Below are 19,158 nucleotides of genomic sequence, written 5' to 3'. Positions count from 1 at the left end.
GTTGTTCATATTGGCTCGGCGGGAGTGGGGCTTACCAACGGTAAACTGAGGACGAACGCGGTGCCACCGCTGGCCGGGTGCTCGACACCCAGATGCCCGCCGGTGGCGGCGGCCAGGCTCGCGGACAGGGTGAGGCCAAGGCCCAGGCCCTGTTCGCCGGGTTTGGTGGTGAAGAACGGTTCAAACAGATGCTTGCGCGCTTCGGCGTCGATGCCGTGGCCGTTGTCGCGCACACGCAGGCGGTATTTGCCATCGACGATGTCGCCTTCAAGCCACAGCTCGGGTTGCGGCTGCGCCTGCATGGCATCGAGAGCGTTGCCGATCAGATTGACCAGAATCTGCTCCAGACGAGTCTGGTCGATCTGCACCTGCACCGCTTCGAAATGGCGGTGCAACTGCGTGTTTTTCATTCGTCCATCGAGCAACTGCAACGCCGCGTCCACGCCTTTGCCCAGGCACGCCTGCCCCTTGTCGTCACCGCGCCGGGCGAAGGAGCGCAGGCTGGCGGTGATGCGGCCCATGCGGTCGATCAGTTCGTTGATCGTCTTGAGGTTGGTACTGGCAACGTCCAGTTGACCGCGCTCCAGAAAACGCACGGTGTTGCCGGACAAGGTACGCAATGCAGCCAGTGGCTGGTTCAGTTCGTGAGCGATGCTGGTGGACATCTGGCCGATGGCCGCGAGTTTTCCGGCCTGCACCAGTTCATCCTGGGCGCGGCGCAGGGTCTCTTCGGCATGACGCCGTTCGCGGATCTGACCCTTGAGCCGTTCGTTGCTGGCGCGCAGATCAACGGTGCGTTCGGTAATCCGACGCTCCAGTTGATTGTTGGCTTCCTGCAAGGCTTCCCGGGCTGCGAGGCGAGTGGCGATCACCTTGCGCCGTTCGTTCCAGGCGATCAGCAGGAACGCCACGAGGGCAAATGCCACGGCCACCAGAATCCCCTGATTGATCGCTTCGCGGCGCAGATCCTGCAGCGGCGTCAGCAGGGTGAAATTCCACGGTGTATCGCTCAAGGGCCGGGTTTGCGAGAGGTAGCTGATGTTTTCATCGTCGGACACCAGTTCGCTGTTGGCCGGGAAGGTGAGTTTTTCCACGCCTTCGGACAGGGTTTCCCGGGCCAGCGGTTGCAGTTCATTCAGCGGGAACCAGTAGTACTGCAGGCTGCGAGCGAGTTTCTCTTTGGTTTCATCGCTCAGCGGCACCACGGATTTCAAGCGCCGCGCGGGATCGCTGGAGAGAATGATGATGCCGTTTTCGTCGCTGACGAAGGCTTCCAGGCGTGCTCGTTGCCAACGTTCTTCCATGGCTTCGAGGCGGACCTTGACCACCGCGACGCCGATGATCTTGCCGTGTTCTTCCAGGCCATGGGCCAGGTAGTAGCCGGGTTCGCCGTTGGTGCTGCCGATGCCGTAGAAGCGCCCCGGCTGACCGCGCACGGCGTTCTGGAAATAGGCGCGAAAGGACAGGTCTTCGCCGAGGTAACTGTCGACATCGCGCCAGTTGCTCGTGGCCATGACACGACCGGTGGTGTCCATCACGTAGATGGCCCGGCTGCGGCTACGCCGGTTCAGGCCTTCGAGGTAATCATTGACCGTTTGCCGGTATTCCGGGCTCGGGTCGGCCAGCAGCTTGGAAACACTGGTTTCGAGTTCCAGCAGGCTGGGCAGGTAGGTGTATTTGCTGATTTCGCTTTCGACGGCGCGGGCGTGAAGTTCCAGCTGACGCTGGCCGTTTTCGCTGAGGCTACGGATGCCATAGTGTTCACTGACCCAGAAGCCGATGTAACCCAGTCCGATCATCAGCGCGATGATCAGCGGCGGCAGGAACAGGTGGCGAATCAGACGGGGTTTCACGGCGAGTGATGGCGACGTGGCGCGGTAGAGATTGGGGTCGCATTTCATCACAGATGCCTTGGGTCAACCAGCATGGCAACGGGTTTGCTCTGGTTTCCTGCCGAACGCGGAACCTGTGGCGAGGGAGCTTGCTCCCGCTCGGCTGCAAAGCAGTCGTAAAACCGATAAATGCGGTGTGTCAGACACAATGCATTTTCAGGTTTTGGGGCCGCTACGCGACCCAGCGGGAGCAAGCTCCCTCGCCACAAGGGCAATCCAGTTACCGTCTTTCTTAGTGCTGCAAGATCTTGTTGAGGAAGTGCTGCGTACGCTCGGCGCGGTGGCTGATGTCGCCAAAGAACTCTTCTTTCTTGCAGTCTTCGATGATCTTGCCGGCGTCCATGAAGATCACGCGGTCGGCCACTTTACGGGCGAAGCCCATTTCGTGGGTCACGCACATCATGGTCATGCCTTCGTGAGCCAGTTGCACCATCACGTCCAGTACTTCGTTGACCATTTCCGGGTCCAGCGCCGAAGTCGGTTCGTCGAACAGCATGACAATCGGGTCCATCGCCAGCGCACGGGCAATCGCCACACGCTGTTGCTGGCCACCGGACAATTGGCCAGGGTGTTTGTGGGCGTGGGCCGAGAGACCGACGCGCTCCAGCAGTTGCAGGCCTTTCTTGGTGGCTTCTTCCTTGCTGCGGCCCAACACCTTGATCTGCGCAATGGTCAGGTTTTCGGTGATGGTCAGGTGCGGGAACAGCTCAAAGTGCTGGAACACCATGCCCACGCGCGAACGCAGTTTCGGCAGGTTGGTCTTCGGGTCGGCGATGGAGGTGCCGTCGACCACGATGTCACCTTTCTGGAACGGCTCCAGCGCGTTGACGCATTTGATCAGGGTCGATTTGCCGGAACCGGATGGCCCGCACACCACGATCACTTCGCCTTTTTTGACCTCGGTGCTGCAATCAGTCAGTACCTGGAAGTCCCCATACCACTTGTTGATGCTTTTGATAGAGATCATACGGCGAACCTTTTTTGCAGACGCTTGACCAGCTGCGAGGCGGCAAAGCTGATGATGAAGTACACGAGACCCGCGAAAATCAGGAACTCATTGGAGCGGCCAATGATGTCGCCACTGGCGCGCGAAGCATTGAGGAAGTCCACCAGGCCGACGGCGTAGACCAGCGAGGTGTCCTGAAACAGGATGATGCTCTGTTGCAGCAACAGCGGCGTCATCTTGCGGAACGCCTGCGGCAGGATGATCAGGCGCATCATCTGGCCGTAAGTCATGCCCAGAGCCTGTGCTGCGCCCATCTGCCCCTTGGGAATCGACTGCACACCGGCACGGACGATTTCGCAGAAGTACGCCGCTTCGAACATCATGAAGGCCACGATGCAGGAGGTGAATGCGCCGATCGGGGTGTCTTCGCCAGTGATCCAGCGCAATACGAACGGTACCGCCAGGTAGAACCAGGTGATCACCAGCAGCAACGGGATCGAGCGGAAATAGTTAACGTAGGCGCCAGCGATGTTCGACAGCACTTTGTTGTGGGACAGTCGCATCAGGGCAAGGATGGTGCCGAGGATGATCCCGCCGATCACGCCCATGACCATCAGCTTGAGGGTCATGATCATGCCGTTCCACAGGCCGGGAATGGCCGGGACGATGCCCGAGAAGTCGAATTCCATCATTTACCCCCTACGGAGATCAGGCCCGGTACGGCGACTTTCTTCTCGACCAGACGCATCAGCAACATCAGGCTCATGTTCAGGGTGAAGTAGATGAGCGTGGCCAGGGTGAAGGCTTCGAACAGGTTCGCGGAGAACTCGGCGGTCTGTTTGGTCTGCGCAAGCAGTTCCATCAAACCGATCAGCGAAGCCACGGAGGTGTTCTTGAAGACGTTCAGGAATTCCGAGGTGAGCGGTGGAATGATGATCCGGTAGGCCTGGGGCAGCAGCACGTTCCAGTAGATCTGCGGCAGCTTGAAACCCATGGCGCGGGCTGCGGATTCCTGGCCTTTTGGCAGGGCCTGGATGCCGGTGCGCACCTGTTCGCAAACGCGGGCGGTGGTGAACAGCCCCAGGCACACGACGACGCTGAGGAACGCCGAGGTGGTCGGGTTCAGGTCCTGCTTGTACCACTCTTGCAGGTCGGCCGGCAGCAGGTCGGGCACCAGGAAGTACCAGATGAACAGCTGAACCAGCAGCGGCACGTTGCGGAAGAGTTCGACGTAGCAGGTGGCGATGCCCGATACGATGCGGTTCGGTACGGTGCGCATGACGCCCAGGATCGAGCCCAGTGTCAGGGCGATGATCCAGGCCGCGATGGCGATGCCGATGGTCCAGCCCAGACCTGCAATGTACCAGTCGAGATAGGTCTCGCTGCCCACGCCGGTGGACTTGAAGAACACGCCCCAGTCCCAGTTGTAATTCATTAGGGTCTCCCCTCAGATCAATCGATGTACAAGTGCCCGCTTGGGGGAAGCTCCGTTCCCACCCGACCTTGACGATCAGGCACACAGCATCGGCTCGACAGCGACCGGTGCGAGTGTTTCCAATAAATGCCAGCAGGGAGTGACCACCTCCTGAAAGGGCAATGGCCCTCTCAGGAGATAAGGTTAGTCAGAAATCAGGATTTCTTGTCGTCAGCCGCTTTATCAGTCGGGGTGGCGATCAATTCCTTGACCTTGTCGCTCATCGGGAAATTCAGGTTCACGCCTTTAGGTGGGACAGGCTTGAGGAACCATGTGTCGTAAATCTTGTTGATTTCGCCCGAAGCGTAGGTTGCCTTGATGGCGTCATCCACAGCCTTCTTGAATGGCTCGTCACCTTTGCGAACCATGCAGCCGTAGATCTCGAACGACTGTGGAGTACCAGTCACAGCCCAGTCAGCTGGCTTCTTCGCCTTGGCCATTTCACCGGCCAGCAATACGTCGTCCATCATGAAAGCCACGGCGCGGCCGCTTTCCAGCATCTGGAAGGACTCGCCGTGGTCCTTGGCGGAGATCACGTTCATGCCCATCTGCTTGTCGGCGTTCATCGCCTTGAGAATGCGCTCGGACGTGGTGCCGGCGGTGGTCACAACGTTCTTGCCTTTGAGGTCGCCGAAATCTTTGTAAGTCGAATCTTGTTTGGACAGCAGGCGGGTGCCGACTTCGAAGATACCAACGGAGAAGTCAACTTGCTGCTGACGCTCGACGTTGTTGGTGGTGGAACCGCATTCCAGGTCCACGGTGCCGTTCTGCACCAGTGGGATACGGGTTTGCGAGGTCACCAGGTTGTACTTGACCTGAAGGTTCGGCATATCCAGGTCTTTTTTCAGCGCTTCAACGACTTTCAGCTGGATGTCGTGGGAGTAGCCGATCGGTTTGCCGGAAGCATCTGCGATGTAGGAAAACGGAATGGAAGCGTCGCGATGGCCCAGGGTGATGACACCGGACTCTTTGATCTTCTTCAACGTGCCGGTCAGTTCGGCAGCGAAAACTGGAGTGCTGATCAGAGCGGCAGCAATGGCTGCGCCCAGGATATGGGGAACGATGCGCATCAAATTTTCCTCGACTTTGTTTTTTTTATGGAGCCAGTTCATCGGCCCTTTTTGTGCTGCAAATGCCAGAGCGCTACTGAGAGTGCGCGCAAAGGACATCCGTCGAAGAAGTGTAGAGCATGACTCGTGCCAGACCAGTGCGAATTGGTCAATGTATTGATTTATAAGGAAATTAAATATTTGTTGCGCGGATATTGAGGTTGGGAAATCCGGTTAACCGAACCGACCCGCAGGTCGCGTTCGGAAAACCGAATGGTGGCAGGGTGCTACCTGCTGATCACGGGTATTTGCGCTTGTCCGGCGCGGGTGGGAAGTACTGGTACAACCAGGTTTCACTCAGCGTGCGGTCATTGGTGCGGATAAACAGGCGCAGCTCGACGGGGGCGACGCTGTCATTGGTCGGGTACCAGTCAAACAGGATGCGGTAGCCCTTGATGTCATCGAGCTTGAGCACGCTGAAATCCTTCACTTCGCCGTTCGAGCAAGTGACCACCGGCTCGATGCCCGTGCCTTCGGGCAAGCGGTCCAGGCCGCCACCGGTGAAGTCCACGGCAAAACGACGGGCCCAGACTGGCGGGTAATGCTCGCCCGGCGCCCAGCCTTCGGTGAAGCCGCCCATGCCGGAACGGGTCGCATGAACCCGCGCCAGCGGCGTGCCAACCGGCGGCAGTGCGCTCCAGTAGAGCTTGTAGCCGTAATTCAGCGAGTCACCGGCCGCCACCGGTTTCTTCGGTGTCCAGAAGGCGACGATGTTGTCCATGGTCTCGCCGGTGGTCGGGATTTCCAGCAGGTCGACCGAGCCTTCGCCCCACGCCGTGGTCGGTTCGACCCACAGGCTCGGACGGCGGCTGTACCAGTCGACGGTGTCCTGGTAGCTGGCGAACTCGTGATCGGTCTGCACCAGACCGAAACCTTTCGGGTCGGTGTCGGCGAACGCATTGAATTGCAGGATGGCCGGATTGTTCAGCGGACGGCAGATCCACTCGCCATTGCCACGCCACATTGCCAGGCGATCGGAGTCGTGGATTTGCGGGTGAATGGTGTCGCACATCCGGCGTTCGTGAGTGCCGCAACTGAACATGCTGGTCATCGGCGCGATGCCCAGTTGATCGATGGCGGTACGCGCATTGACGTGGGCGTCGACTTCCATCACCACACGCTCGGCCTGGCAGTCGATGTCGAAACGGTAGGCACCGGTGGCGCTCGGCGAGTCAAGCAGGGCGTAGACCACGAAGCGGGTGCTGTCCTTGTCCGGCGTCTCGAACCAGAACTTGGTGAAATCGGGGAATTCTTCACGCTTCTTGGCGTAGCTATCGATCGCCAGACCGCGGGCCGACAAGCCGTATTGGCCGGTGGCATCCACCGCGCGGAAGTAGCTGGCGCCGAGGAAGGACACCACGTCGTGCTTGTCCAGCTCCGGCGCTTTGAACAGCTTGAAGCCGGAGAAGCCCAGGTCACCGGTGAGTTGCTTGGTGTCGACCGTGGTCTTTTCGTAATTGAACAGTGACGGGCGGAAATGCACTTCGCGCGCCATGCGGGTTTTCGGATCGACGCTGTACATGCGCACCGGCTGCTTGAACCCCATGCCGACGTGGAAGAACTGCACGTCCAGCTGACCCTTGTTGTCTTTCCACAACGAATGATCGGCGTCGTAGCGGATCGCGTTGAAGTTCTGCGGGGTCATGGTTGCCAGGGTCGGTGGCAGCACCTGTTTGGTGTCCTGATAGCGATTGCTGGCCAGTTGCTTGGCCTGCGCTTTCAGCGCCTCGAAATCGAAGGCCTTGGCCTCGCCATCGGCGGTGCCAGGGGCGGCCCAGGCGCGGGCGGCGAGCAGGCCGCTGGCGGACAAACCGGTATAGGCAGCGATGGCCATGGAGGCTTTGAGCAAGTTCCTGCGGTGCATAAATACAACCTGTCGTGAACAATCCCGCGCCGTTCCTGGCACGTGCTGGATCAGAAAATTCGGTTCGGACATGCCTTCGGCCAAACGCTACGGACTCTCAAACAGATGCCGGATAGCTTAAACCGTTCGATTGCAGAGCAAAATTGATTGATGGCACCACGCTAGCGCGGCAATGAAACAAGACATGTCGAGAAACATTTCCGACAGGGACTTCTGATTTCAAGGGCATTTCTGCTTTTTTCGACTAATTACTCTAAAAACCGCTTTTCAGCGCCGTGATTGTTTCTATTCTGTGTTCATGACCGGTTTATGCCCTTCGGGCCGGTGCGGTTCAGTTGGCACGAGGCGCTGCTGAAAAAGGGTTAGGGCGATGCGGTTTCTGAAGTTTTCTTTGACGTAGAGAAGGACATCGTCCATGTCGAAAGTACAAGGCATCACCGAAATGTTGGGAATCTTTGCGTGCCTGGCCAGCGGGCGGCGAAGACGCCGTCTCAACAGTGAGGAACTGAAACTGGTGGAACGCTATCGGGAACTGTCGGAAAGCGACCGGATTGCGATGAGGTATCTGGTGGATGCGATGAGGAGTGTTTCGCGGTTTTGAGGAGGCAACCCAAAGGGACGGACTGTGAAGTCGGTCCCTTTTTGATCAGCCCGATTTATCCCTTCAACTGCAAGTGCCGGCGATTGGGAAGGGGCGCTGCACCTGCATCAACTCAGGCATGTCTCGCCACTTGATCCAGGCGTGATGTTGGTAATGCAGCAAGGGCACCGAAACTCCGGCCCAATTCAAGGAACTCAAGCTTGGCAGGTTTTCCACAGGCTCTGATTTCGCATCACGCAGCGAGGGTATGACTTCGTTGCTCAACCACTGACGCAGATTGCGGTTTTCCGGGACGAAGTGGTGGACCAGCAAGGCGTACATGCCAGATTCGCTGACCATCAGGGTTTCGACCGTTTTGCCGTCCTTGAGCAGCCAGACGGTGCGACGTTGATCGGGATCGAGTTTGAGGGTCAGGCGTTCATTGAGTGGTTTGCCCATCAAGCGACCCAGATCCTGGACGCAGAACCAGGCTTGGTTGTCTTGCATGAAGGCATGGAGGAAGCGGTTGTGGCGGGTGAAGACATTAGGAATGAAGCAGGAAGGAGTTTCAGTCGGATGTGATGTGTGCTTGTGCATTTTTCGACTCCATGTTGAAGAAAGGAGCCGCCAATAATCCTTCGACAGATTTGGGTGGCGGACCGTGGGGCGTTCGAAGTCGGAACATTCTCGATCAACATGGAAGTCGAGAGGCCCGCGCCACACGGCCCGCCATAACGCGAAACTGAAAGGCAAAAAAATGCCCCAGCTCATATGGGGGCGCGGATGCGCCATGTTGATGTGTTCCGGCTTCGACTCCGGGCCGCTGATTTGGCAGCGACGGGATGAAGCCTATCGGTCAGGCGCTCGCGGCGCCAAGTCTACTCTGGCGACGGGTGTTGTAGGAATCGAGGGTTTTTCAGGAAGGCTGTGTCTGTAGGAATTTCCTGTTTTTGCGTGAGGTACAGGAGCAAGGGACTTCAAGCGCGTTTTTTCCATTATTTTTTGCGCTCATCAGACGGTGCAAAATGGAGAGTGCCTTGAAAGTATCCCTCAAACAGATAAGCGGTCCCTGGGATCAGGGATGGGTGCTGGACAAGCACATGATAAGTAGTACCTTTCTCGGAAACGATGAGCGCGGAAATCCATGCTTTGATAATCATCGTACTGAGGTAGGAGAGGCGACCTACCAGCTCAAATACCAGAAGGATTGGAATCAAGTGGGGCCACGTGCTCAAGCCGTGGCAACGAATGTTTTTCCGAAGCTGGATCAAGTGGGATTCGTCGTTCCTATGCCAGCCTCGAATGTTCGCCCGCGACAACCGGTTACCGAGGTTGCAGTTGAGTTGGGGCGTATTGTAGGGAAACCGGTTTTTTCGGATTTACTCCGAAAGGCCATTACCGGACAATCGCTCAAGGATTTGCACTCCAAAGCTGAAAAGGTTGCTGCTATTGGAGAAGGTTTTAGTGTGAATGATGTGATTATCAACGCTGGCTGCTGGAACGTTTTGGTTGTTGATGATTTGTTTGATAGTGGTGCATCAATGGAGGCAGCCTGTACAGCTTTACGTAAGTGTCAAAAGGTGCAGAGCATTTACGTGGTGGCACTAACTTGGAAGTGATCTAAATGACAACTGTATTTATTGCAGGCTCTATCAATATCAAATGCCTTGATCCGAAGGTTAAAGAGCGTATCGATAATATTGTTGCGTCTGAGTTTGAGGTCGTGGTTGGCGACGCCGGTGGTGCTGACACCTCTATTCAAGAGTATCTCCTGAGCTTGTCTCGATCAAAAACTACCATTTATTGCAGCGGTATGGCCCCACGAAACAACTTGGGGAAATGGCCGGCCAGAACAGTGGAAAGCAAGCATTCCAAAGGATCGCGAGCCTTTTTTACCGAAAAAGATGTTGTGATGGCCGAGGCGGCTGACTACGGATTGATGATATGGGATGCAAAGAGCACTGGAACACTTAGTAATGTGATTGAGTTGTTGTCGCGAAATAAAAAATCTCTTGTTTTTGTTGATGGTGAAAAGGTGTTTAAAGTGGTTGGTAGCGTGAGCCAACTTGAAGAGTTAATCGCGTCCATGTCTGATCACGCCAAGCAAAAAGCAAATGAAAAAATTAAACTGTTCGATCGCATATCTTTGCTGAAGCATGATCAGACAGAACTATCGCTTTAATATTATTTTCTTCAAATATTTTTGACGACCCGGCGCCACCTTTGGCGCCGGGTAAATCCCCGTTACCGACTAACCTTCCAAGCATCCCCCGCAGGTGCCATGCCGTGGTCATACGGCTTGGCGATCCACATGTAGAGCAGGCCCAGACCAATCACGATGGCGGTACTGAGCACCATCGCGTAGTTGATGTACCACGCAGCGTCCGGCGTACGTGGCCAGGCCATGTTGATGATGGCACCGACACCATAGACCAGCGCGCCGATGTTCACCGCCCAGCCCCAGGCGCCGAGGGTGAATTTGCCGCTCGGCTTCCAGCCCTTCATGCGCGCATACAGGGCCGCGAGGACGATCATCTGGAACGCCAGGTAGATGCCGATGGCGGCGAAGCTGACGATGGTGGCGACCGCGTCTTGCAGGAAGAAGCCGAGGATGATGATCAGTGCCGGCAGGACGCCGGACACGAACAGCGCGGCAACCGGCACCTGAGTCGTAGGAGAAATCTTCTTCAGCAGTCGGCTGCCGATGACCATTTCATCACGGGCGTAGGAATACAGCAGACGACTGGCCGCCGCTTGCAGGCTGATCACGCAGGAAATGAAGGAAATCATCACCACGCCCATCACCATTTTCGAACCGACCGGGCCGAAGGCGTTGTTGAGGATGGTGCCGACCGGGTCCTTGTCGGTGCCATTGATCACCGCTTGCATGTCCGGCACGGCCAGGATCAACGCCAGGCAGGCGAACATTGCCGCGATGCCGCCGATGTAGATGGTCATGCGCATGGCCACCGGGATTTTCTTGCTCGGGTTCGGGGTTTCTTCGGCCACGTCGCCGCAGGCCTCGAAGCCGTAGTACAGGAACATCCCCGCCAGCGATGCGGTGAGGAACGCCGGCAGGTACGAACCGTTGACGCTGATGTCGAAGGTGTTGAACAGCACGCTGATCGACTGGTGGCGCTCGAAGATCAGCAGGTAAACACCAACGATCACCGCGCCGACCAGTTCACAGAGAAAACCGAACATGGCGATGCGCGCCAGCACTTTGGTACCGCTGAGGTTGACCAGCGTGGCGAACAGCGTCAGCACCAGGGCGATGACGATGTTGGTGTTGTTGCTCGGTTCAAAACCGAGCATGGCGGCCAGATACGGACCGGCGCCAACCGCAACGGCGGCGATGGTGACGCACAGGGCGATGGAGTAGATCCAGCCGACCATCCACGCCCAGCGTTTGCCCACCAAGCGGCGAGCCCACGGGTACACGCCACCGGAAATCGGGAACTGCGAAACCACTTCGCCGAAGATCAGGCACACCAGCAACTGGCCGCAACCGACCAGCAAATAAGCCCAGAACATGGGTGGCCCGCCAGCGGCGAGGCACAGGCCGAAGAGGGTATAAACCCCTACGACCGGAGAGAGATAGGTGAAGCCCAGGGCGAAGTTTTCCCACAGGCTCATGCTGCGGTTGAAGTTGGAGGTGTAACCCAGTTTGCGCAATTGCTCGGCATCGCTGTCGGCAAGGGCTGCTGAGAGATCGGGTGATGCACTCATGTGTGTTTGCTCCACAAAATCGGCAGATTTCGGATGTCCGAAACCGTGACGGGGCTTTGAGGGCGCCGCCAGGATCGGTGGTTATTGTTTTGAATTCCTGATGGTGCTTAGTGCCGGTTTCTACCTTGAAGCCGGGGTGACGCAATCGCCAGCAGGCTGGCTCCCACAGGGAAATGCATTCCAAACGGTGAGAGACAGCCTGCTGGCGATGCTTTTAGTGCTTGAACATCACATGCCGAACGACGGTGTAATCCTCCAGTCCGTACATGGACATGTCCTTGCCATACCCGGATAGTTTCTGACCGCCATGCGGCATTTCACTGACGAGCATGAAGTGCGTGTTCACCCAGGTGCAGCCGTACTGCAAACGCGCCGACAGGCGATGGGCGCGGCCGACGTCGGCGGTCCACACCGAGGAGGCCAGGCCGTAGTCCGAGTCGTTGGCCCAGCCCAGCACTTGAGCTTCATCGGTGAATTTGGTCACCGACACCACCGGCCCGAACACCTCGCGGCGGACGATTTCGTCATCCTGCTGCGCATCGGCCAGCACGGTCGGTTCGAAGAAAAAACCGTTGCCCTCAACCGCTTTGCCGCCGGTAATCAATCGAATGTGCGGCTGGGCGATGGCGCGTTCGACGAAACCGGCAACGCGGTCGCGGTGTTGCGCGGTGATCAACGGGCCGAGTTCGGTGGCCGGATCATCCTGCAAACCGTACTTGATGCTGCTGACCGCCGCGCCGAGCTTCTCGACGAATGTGTCGTAGATACCTTCCTGCGCGTAAATGCGGCAAGCAGCGGTGCAGTCTTGCCCGGCGTTGTAGAAGCCGAAGGTACGAATGCCTTCGACGGCGGCATCGATATCGGCGTCGTCGAAGATGATCACCGGCGCCTTGCCGCCGAGTTCCATGTGCATGCGTTTGACGGTGTCGGCGGTGCTGGAAATGATGTTCGAACCGGTGGCAATCGAACCGGTCAACGACACCATGCGCACTTTCGGGTGAGTGACCAGCGGACTACCCACGGACGGACCACGACCGAACACCAGGTTGAGCACACCGGCCGGGAAAATTTCCGACGCCAGTTGCGCGAGACGCAGGGCGGTCAGCGGGGTTTGTTCCGACGGCTTGAGCACCACCGTGTTGCCGGCGGCGAGGGCCGGGGCGATTTTCCAGGCGACCATCATCAACGGGTAGTTCCACGGTGCGATGGAGGCGATCACGCCCACCGGGTCGCGGCGGATCATCGAGGTGTGGCCGGGCAGGTATTCGCCACCGGCCGAGCCGCTCATGCAACGGCTGGCGCCGGCGAAGAAGCGGAACACGTCGGCAATCGCCGGGATCTCGTCGTTCAGCGCAGCGCTGTAAGGCTTGCCGCAGTTGTCCGATTCCAGTTTGGCCAGCTCTTCGCCGTGGGCTTCAATGGCATCGGCGAGTTTGAGCAGCAGCAGCGAACGTTCTTTCGGCGGGGTTTGCGACCAGCCGTCGAACGCAGCATCGGCGGCGCGTACGGCGGCATCGACCTGGGCTTCGCTGGCTTCGTTGATTTCCACCAGCACACGGCCCAGCGCCGGATTGAATACGGGTTGGGCGGGGCCTTCGCCGTCTTGCAGTTGGCCGTTGATCAAGAGTTTGGTTTGCATGGCATTGTCCTCTTCAAAGCAGTTCTTGTTTTGAAAACCGACCCTTGTGGAAGCGAGCCTGCTCGCGATGACTGACTAACATTCACCTAAGATGTCGACTGTCAGATCGCTATCGCGAGCAGGCTCGCTCCCACAGGGGAAAGTCGTTGTCGATTAAGAAGTTACTTACCGCCGCTCCCCGCAACGCTCTCACCACCGCGCGTCAGGTAATAGGCACCCAGAATCGGCAGCATGGTGACCATCATCACCAGCATCGCCACGACGTTGGTCACCGGCACGTCCCGTGGGCGGCTGAGCTGGTTGAGCAGCCACAACGGCAGGGTGCGTTCATGGCCGGCGGTGAAGGTGGTGACGATGATTTCGTCGAACGACAGCGCGAACGCCAACATACCGCCCGCCAGCAACGCTGAACCGAGATTCGGCAGGATGATGTAGCGGAAGGTCTGCCAGCCGTCGGCACCGAGGTCCATCGAGGCCTCGATCAAGCTGTGCGAGGTACGGCGCAAACGGGCGATGACGTTGTTGTAGACGATCACCACACAGAAGGTCGCGTGGCCGACGATGATGGTGAACATCCCAGGCTCAATGCCCAGTGTCTTGAAGGTCGCCAGCAGCGCGATCCCGGTGATGATCCCCGGCAGTGCAATCGGCAGGATCAACATCAGCGAGATGCCTTGCTTGCCGAAGAAGTCCCGGCGGTACAACGCCGCCGATGCCAGCGTGCCAAGGACCATGGCGATCAATGTGGCAATCGCGGCGATCTGCAACGACAGCTTGATCGCTTCCAGCACGTCCGGCCGCGAGAACGCCACGCCGATCCACTTCAGAGTGAAGCCCTTGGGCGGAAAGCTGAACGCCGCGTCTTCGGTGTTGAAGGCGTACAGGAAGATGATCAGGATCGGGAAATGCAGGAACACCAACCCGCCCCATGCTGCGATTTTCAGGCCTATTGAGGCTTTCTCAGAGTGCATCGAAGGCCCCCAGACGTTTGACGATGGACAGGTAGATGGCGATCAGCACGATCGGCACCAGCGTGAACGCGGCGGCCATCGGCATGTTGCCGATCGCGCCTTGCTGGGCGTACACCATGCTGCCGACGAAGTAACCCGGGGGGCCGACGAGTTGCGGCACGATGAAATCGCCCAGGGTCAGCGAAAAGGTGAAGATCGAGCCCGCGGCAATCCCCGGAATCGACAATGGAAGAATCACTTGCATGAACGTCTGGCGAGGCTTGGCGCCGAGGTCGGCGGAGGCATGCAGCAGCGATGGCGGCAGGCGTTCCAGCGAGGCCTGGATCGGCAGGATCATGAACGGCAGCCAGATGTAGACGAACACCATGAAACGCCCCAGGTGCGAGGTCGACAAGGTGCTGCCGCCGACGCCCGGAATGCCCAGCACGAACTGCAAAACCGGTTCCAGCCCCAGATGCTGGACGAACCACTGTGCCACGCCGCCCTTGGCCAACAGCAACGTCCAGGCATAGGCCTTGACGATGTAGCTGGCCCACATCGGCATCATCACCGCGATGTAGAAAAACGCCTTGGTTTTGCCGGTGGTGTAGCGCGCCATGTAGTAGGCAATCGGGAACGCGACGATGGCGCTGGCGATCGACACGACGATGGCCATGCTCAGTGTGCGCAGGATGATGTCGAAGTTCGAAGGCTGGAACAACGCGGCGAAGTTCGCCAGGGTCAGGTCCGGCGTGACCGCCATGGTGAAGTCGTCGAAGGTGTAGAAACCTTGCCACAACAAGGTCAGCAGCGAGCCCAGGTAAATCGCGCCGAACCACAGCAGCGGCGGCACCAGCAACATCGACAGGTACAGGTTTGGCCGGCGATACAGCAGGTTGGAGAACCTGCGCAATGGCGAGCCGCCCGACGAGGTTGGAGAAATGGCCAAAGTGCTCATTTCACACCCCGCCGGCAACGGTGTCGTGCAACTGGACCATCGCTTCCCGCGCCCAGCGTGCGCTGAGGCGCTGCCCGGTCTGGTGTTGCGCGCTGCTGTCGATCCACTGATTGTTGGCCTGGCTGATGTTCAGGGTCTGGCCGTTTTCCAGTTTCAGTTCATAGCGGGTGGCGCTGCCCTGGTACTGGATGTCGTGCAGCAAGCCGCTGACTTCGATCTCGTGGCTGGCCAGCGGCCCTTCGGCGAAACGCACGTGTTCCGGGCGAATCGAAAACGGCTGTGGGTTGCCGCTCAACTGCTTGGCCAGATCACCGCGAATCACGTTGGAAGTACCGACGAACTCAGCCACGAAGGTCGTCGCCGGCTTCATGTACAGGTTGCGTGGTGAGTCGACCTGTTCGATGCGGCCCTTGTTGAACACGGCGACGCGGTCGGACATCGACAACGCTTCGGTCTGGTCGTGGGTGACGAAAATGAAGGTGATGCCGAGTTGGCGTTGCAGTTTTTTCAGCTCGCCTTGCATTTGCTCGCGCAGTTTCAAATCCAGCGCACCGAGCGGCTCGTCAAGCAACAGCACACGCGGACGGTTGACCAATGCGCGAGCCAGGGCCACACGCTGGCGCTGACCACCGGAAAGCTGCACCGGTTTGCGCTCGCCGTAGCCGCCGAGGGCGACCATGTCGAGGGACTCTTCGGCACGCTTGAGGCGTTCGGTTTTGCCGACGCCTTTGACTTTCAAGCCGTAGGCGACGTTGTCGCGAACGTTCATGTGCGGGAACAGCGCGTAATCCTGGAACACGGTGTTCACGTCACGCTGATAGGGCGGAAGGCCCGCGGCCTCTTCGCCATGAATGCGGATGGAGCCTGCGCTCGGTTGTTCAAAACCGGCGATCAGGCGCAAACAGGTGGTTTTGCCCGAACCCGAAGGTCCGAGCATGGAGAAAAACTCGCCGTCCTGGATGTCGATGGAAACCCGGTCTACGGCTTTCACTTCGCCGAACTGACGGGAAACGTTGGTGAACTGGACTGCAAGCGTCATGGTGCGGTGCTCCAAAAAGGCGAGGGCCGTCGCAGCGGCCCTGCCTGGACTTCTGAAAAAACAAAATCAAAGTGCATTTGTGGCGAGGGAGCTTGCTCCCGCTGGACCGGGCTGGCGCTCCAGGGCGGAGCACTCCCTAAAACAGTTGATGCGGTTTGACTGACTGACCGCATTGACTGGTTTCGGGGCGGCATCGCCACCCAGCGGGAGCAAGCTCCCTCGCCTCAGGTGAGGAGGTGTTAACGACCGCCCATGATCGCGATGTAGTCCTGGGTCCAACGGCTGTACGGTACGAATTTACCGCCTTCAGCCTGCGGGGTTTTCCAGAAGGCGATCTTGTCGAACTGGTCGAAACCGTTGGTCTTGCAGCCTTCGGCTCCGAGCAGTTCGCTCTCCTTGCACGCGGCCGGTACGGCTGGCAACGAACCGAACCACGCCGCTACGTCACCCTGGACTTTCGGTTGCAGCGACCAGTCCATCCACTTGTAGGCGCAGTTCGGGTGCTTGGCTTCGGCGTGCAACATGGTGGTGTCGGCCCACCCGGTGGCGCCTTCTTTCGGGATGGTCGAAGCAATCGGCTGCTTCTCGTTGATCAGACCGTTGACCTGATACGGCCAGGCGCCTGACGCGACCACGCCTTCGTTCTTGAAGTCACTCATTTGCACGGTGGTGTCGTGCCAGTAGCGGTGGATCAACGGCTGCTGCGCGCGCAGCAGATCAAGCACAGCCTTGTACTGCGCTTCGGTCAGTTCGTAGGGGTTCTGGATGCCCAGTTCCGGTTTGGCCGATTTGAGGTACAGCGCCGCGTCGGCAATGTAGATCGGGCCGTCATAGGCCTGCACGCGGCCCTTGTTCGGTTTGCCGTCCGGCAGGTTTTCCGCATTGAACAGCACGCCCCAGCTGGTCGGTGCGGTCTTGAATACGTTGGTGTTGTACATCAACACGTTCGGGCCCCACTGATACGGGGTGCCGTAGGTCTGTTTGTTGACCACGTACCACGGCGCATCTTTGAGGCGCGGGTCGAGGTCTTTCCAGTTCGGGATCAGCGCCGTGTTGATCGGCTGCACACGCTTGCCGACGATCAGCCGCAACGAGGCGTCGCCGGACGCGGTCACCAGGTCGTAGCCACCCTTGGCCATCAGACTGACCATCTCGTCGGAGGTGGCCGCTGTTTTCACGTTGACCTTGCAGCCGGTTTCTTTCTCGAAACCGGTCACCCAGTCATAGGCCTTGTCGCTTTCGCCACGTTCGATATAGCCCGGCCACGCCACGATATCCAGTTGACCTTCGCCTGCGCCGACAGCCTTCAGCGGCTCGGCGGCCTGGACACTGGCACTGGCCAGCAGCGCGGTGGTGATTGCACTGAGCAGTGCGGTCTTGTGCACGAACATGGGAATTCCCTCTTCTTTAAATTATGGTCGGGGCAGTTGTGAACGTGGTGAAGCATGCCGTCAGCGGCTTGTTATTAGCGTAGTCAGAGATGTTGCCCGTGGCGCGCCATGATGTGCCGCACCACGCTGTAGTCCTGGAGCGAATCGCTGGAGAGGTCTTTGCCGTAGCCCGAACGTTTCAGGCCGCCGTGGGGCATTTCGCTGACCAACATGAAATGGCTGTTGATCCAGGTGCAGCCGTATTGCAAGCGAGCCGCGACCTGCATGGCCTTGTCCAGGTTTTGGGTCCAGACCGACGACGCCAGCCCGTATTCGGAATCGTTGGCCCAGTCCACCGCTTGTTCAAGTTGATCGAAACGGGTCACGGTGACCACCGGCCCGAACACTTCGCGCTGGACGATTTCATCGCTTTGCTTGCAACCGGCCAGCAACGTCGGCTGGTAATAGAAGCCGGCACCGGAATGCACCGCGGCACCGGTCACCCGCTCGATGTGCGGCTGGCCGAGGGCGCGCTCGACGAAACTGGCCACGCGATCGCGCTGGCGAGTGCTGATCAGCGGGCCGATTTCGTTGTCGGCATCGCGCTTGCCGGCGAAGCGCAGGCTGCTGACGGCGGCGCCGAGTTCACTCACCAGGCGGTCGTGAATCCCGGCCTGAGCATAAACCCGGCACGCGGCGGTGCAATCCTGCCCGGCGTTGTAATAGCCATAAGTGCGCACGCCTTCGACGACTGCCTGGATGTCGGCATCGTTGCAGACGATCACCGGGGCTTTGCCGCCGAGTTCGAGGTGGGTGCGCTTGAGGGTTTTGGCGGCGGCCTGGAGGATTTTCTGGCCAGTGACGATATCGCCGGTCAGCGACACCATGCGCACTTTAGGATGACTGACCAAATGGCTGCCGACGCCTTCACCACCGCCGCAAACAATGTTGATCACACCGCGCGGCAGGATCTCGGCCAGCGCCGGGGCCAGGGCCAGGATCGACAGCGGCGTGTGCTCCGACGGCTTGAACACCAGCGTGTTGCCAGCGGCCAGGGCCGGGGCGATTTTCCACGCGGCCATCATGATCGGGTAGTTCCACGGCGCAATCGATGCCACGACCCCGATAGGATCGCGCCGCACCATGCTGGTGTAGCCCGGCAGGTATTCGCCGCTGAGCTGGCCGGTCTGGCAGCGCACGGCCCCGGCGAAGAAACGGAACACGTCGACCGTGGCACTCAGGTCGTCCTGACGGGCCAGGTGCAGTGGCTTGCCGCAGTTCAGGGATTCGAGGCGGGCGAGCAGGTCGGCGTTTTTTTCGATGGCGTTGGCGATGTCCAGCAGCAGGTTCGAGCGCTGCTGCGGCGTGGTCCGCGACCAACCGGCGAAGGCGCGGTGGGCGGCGAGGATGGCGGCTTCGACTTGTTCGGTGCTGGCTTCGGCGATCTGCGTCAGGACTTCGCCGGTGGCCGGGTTGAGAATCGGCTCGACACAGCCTTGCCCTGCGACTAATTCACCATCGATTAACAAGGCGGTGAACAACGGGGTCTGCGCGCCAGCCATTTTTCGGGTTCTCTTTTCTGGTGTGGCCATGCTGCTCCCTGTGTCT

Annotated in this window: 17 protein-coding genes; 3 read left to right on the top strand and 14 right to left on the bottom strand. The window is 58.9% G+C overall.

Annotated elements, in window-relative coordinates; all coding sequences use genetic code 11:
• Positions 1–5: 5 nt before the first annotated feature.
• The 6 genes from ACNYC6_RS07945 to ACNYC6_RS07920 form a co-directional block, all read right to left on the bottom strand.
• Positions 6–1,901: a sensor histidine kinase gene (locus tag ACNYC6_RS07945; protein WP_419711823.1), complete on the bottom strand. Its 1,896-nt coding sequence runs from the start codon at positions 1,899–1,901 to the stop codon at positions 6–8.
• Between the two features lie 223 nt (positions 1,902–2,124).
• On the bottom strand, positions 2,125–2,859 hold the full coding sequence (locus ACNYC6_RS07940; protein ID WP_007975082.1) for an amino acid ABC transporter ATP-binding protein: 735 nt from the start codon (positions 2,857–2,859) through the stop codon (positions 2,125–2,127).
• Positions 2,856–3,527, bottom strand: coding sequence for an amino acid ABC transporter permease (locus ACNYC6_RS07935; RefSeq protein WP_419712929.1), 672 nt, complete (start codon positions 3,525–3,527; stop codon positions 2,856–2,858). The genes ACNYC6_RS07940 and ACNYC6_RS07935 overlap by 4 nt, the downstream gene beginning before the upstream one ends.
• Positions 3,527–4,273 carry an amino acid ABC transporter permease gene (locus ACNYC6_RS07930; RefSeq protein ID WP_419711822.1) on the bottom strand — a complete coding sequence of 249 codons (747 nt, stop codon included), beginning with the start codon at positions 4,271–4,273 and terminating at the stop codon, positions 3,527–3,529. Before ACNYC6_RS07930 ends, ACNYC6_RS07935 begins: the two co-directional genes overlap by 1 nt.
• Positions 4,274–4,467: 194 nt before the next feature.
• Positions 4,468–5,382, bottom strand: a complete 915-nt coding sequence (locus ACNYC6_RS07925) for a glutamate/aspartate ABC transporter substrate-binding protein (protein ID WP_419711821.1) — start codon at positions 5,380–5,382, stop codon at positions 4,468–4,470.
• A 277-nt stretch (positions 5,383–5,659) separates the two neighbouring features.
• Positions 5,660–7,285 carry a glucan biosynthesis protein D gene (locus tag ACNYC6_RS07920; RefSeq protein WP_419711820.1) on the bottom strand — a complete coding sequence of 542 codons (1,626 nt, stop codon included), beginning with the start codon at positions 7,283–7,285 and terminating at the stop codon, positions 5,660–5,662.
• Between the two features lie 415 nt (positions 7,286–7,700).
• Here ACNYC6_RS07920 and ACNYC6_RS07915 point away from each other — a divergent pair, with 415 nt between their 5' ends.
• Complete coding sequence (locus ACNYC6_RS07915) at positions 7,701–7,886, top strand: hypothetical protein (protein WP_419711819.1); 186 nt, start codon at positions 7,701–7,703, stop codon at positions 7,884–7,886.
• A gap of 63 nt (positions 7,887–7,949) precedes the next feature.
• On the opposite strand, the gene ACNYC6_RS07910 is transcribed toward ACNYC6_RS07915, so the two are convergent.
• A complete protein-coding gene (locus ACNYC6_RS07910) occupies positions 7,950–8,462 on the bottom strand; it encodes a Bro-N domain-containing protein (RefSeq protein ID WP_419711818.1) in 513 nt (170 codons plus the stop codon).
• A 440-nt stretch (positions 8,463–8,902) separates the two neighbouring features.
• Between ACNYC6_RS07910 and ACNYC6_RS07905 the strand changes: the two genes are divergently transcribed.
• Entirely contained in the window at positions 8,903–9,484 is a 582-nt protein-coding gene (locus ACNYC6_RS07905; RefSeq protein WP_419711817.1) for a ComF family protein, read from the top strand.
• A gap of 5 nt (positions 9,485–9,489) precedes the next feature.
• Positions 9,490–10,047, top strand: coding sequence for a hypothetical protein (locus tag ACNYC6_RS07900; RefSeq protein ID WP_419711816.1), 558 nt, complete (start codon positions 9,490–9,492; stop codon positions 10,045–10,047).
• A gap of 62 nt (positions 10,048–10,109) precedes the next feature.
• On the opposite strand, the gene ACNYC6_RS07895 is transcribed toward ACNYC6_RS07900, so the two are convergent.
• From ACNYC6_RS07895 to ACNYC6_RS07865, 7 genes are all read right to left on the bottom strand, one after another.
• Positions 10,110–11,594 (bottom strand): APC family permease, encoded by a 1,485-nt coding sequence (locus ACNYC6_RS07895; RefSeq protein ID WP_419711815.1) that lies wholly within the window; start codon positions 11,592–11,594, stop codon positions 10,110–10,112.
• A 214-nt stretch (positions 11,595–11,808) separates the two neighbouring features.
• On the bottom strand, positions 11,809–13,233 hold the full coding sequence (locus ACNYC6_RS07890) for a gamma-aminobutyraldehyde dehydrogenase (RefSeq protein ID WP_419711814.1): 1,425 nt from the start codon (positions 13,231–13,233) through the stop codon (positions 11,809–11,811).
• 161 nt (positions 13,234–13,394) lie between these two features.
• Positions 13,395–14,204, bottom strand: a complete 810-nt coding sequence (locus ACNYC6_RS07885; protein WP_419711813.1) for an ABC transporter permease — start codon at positions 14,202–14,204, stop codon at positions 13,395–13,397.
• A complete protein-coding gene (locus tag ACNYC6_RS07880; RefSeq protein WP_338584982.1) occupies positions 14,194–15,141 on the bottom strand; it encodes an ABC transporter permease in 948 nt (315 codons plus the stop codon). Before ACNYC6_RS07880 ends, ACNYC6_RS07885 begins: the two co-directional genes overlap by 11 nt.
• A gap of 1 nt (position 15,142) precedes the next feature.
• Complete coding sequence (locus ACNYC6_RS07875; protein ID WP_419711812.1) at positions 15,143–16,180, bottom strand: ABC transporter ATP-binding protein; 1,038 nt, start codon at positions 16,178–16,180, stop codon at positions 15,143–15,145.
• Between the two features lie 239 nt (positions 16,181–16,419).
• Positions 16,420–17,571, bottom strand: a complete 1,152-nt coding sequence (ydcS, locus tag ACNYC6_RS07870) for a putative ABC transporter substrate-binding protein YdcS (RefSeq protein WP_419711811.1) — start codon at positions 17,569–17,571, stop codon at positions 16,420–16,422.
• An 83-nt stretch (positions 17,572–17,654) separates the two neighbouring features.
• Entirely contained in the window at positions 17,655–19,112 is a 1,458-nt protein-coding gene (locus ACNYC6_RS07865; RefSeq protein ID WP_419712928.1) for a gamma-aminobutyraldehyde dehydrogenase, read from the bottom strand.
• Between the last annotated feature and the right edge of the window lie 46 nt (positions 19,113–19,158).

Origin of the sequence: Pseudomonas sp. NFX224 (assembly GCF_048565165.1) — a bacterium.
GTDB lineage: Bacteria > Pseudomonadota > Gammaproteobacteria > Pseudomonadales > Pseudomonadaceae > Aquipseudomonas.
The sequence above is the reverse complement of the archived record's forward strand: the minus strand, read 5'-3'. Positions and strand labels throughout refer to the sequence as shown.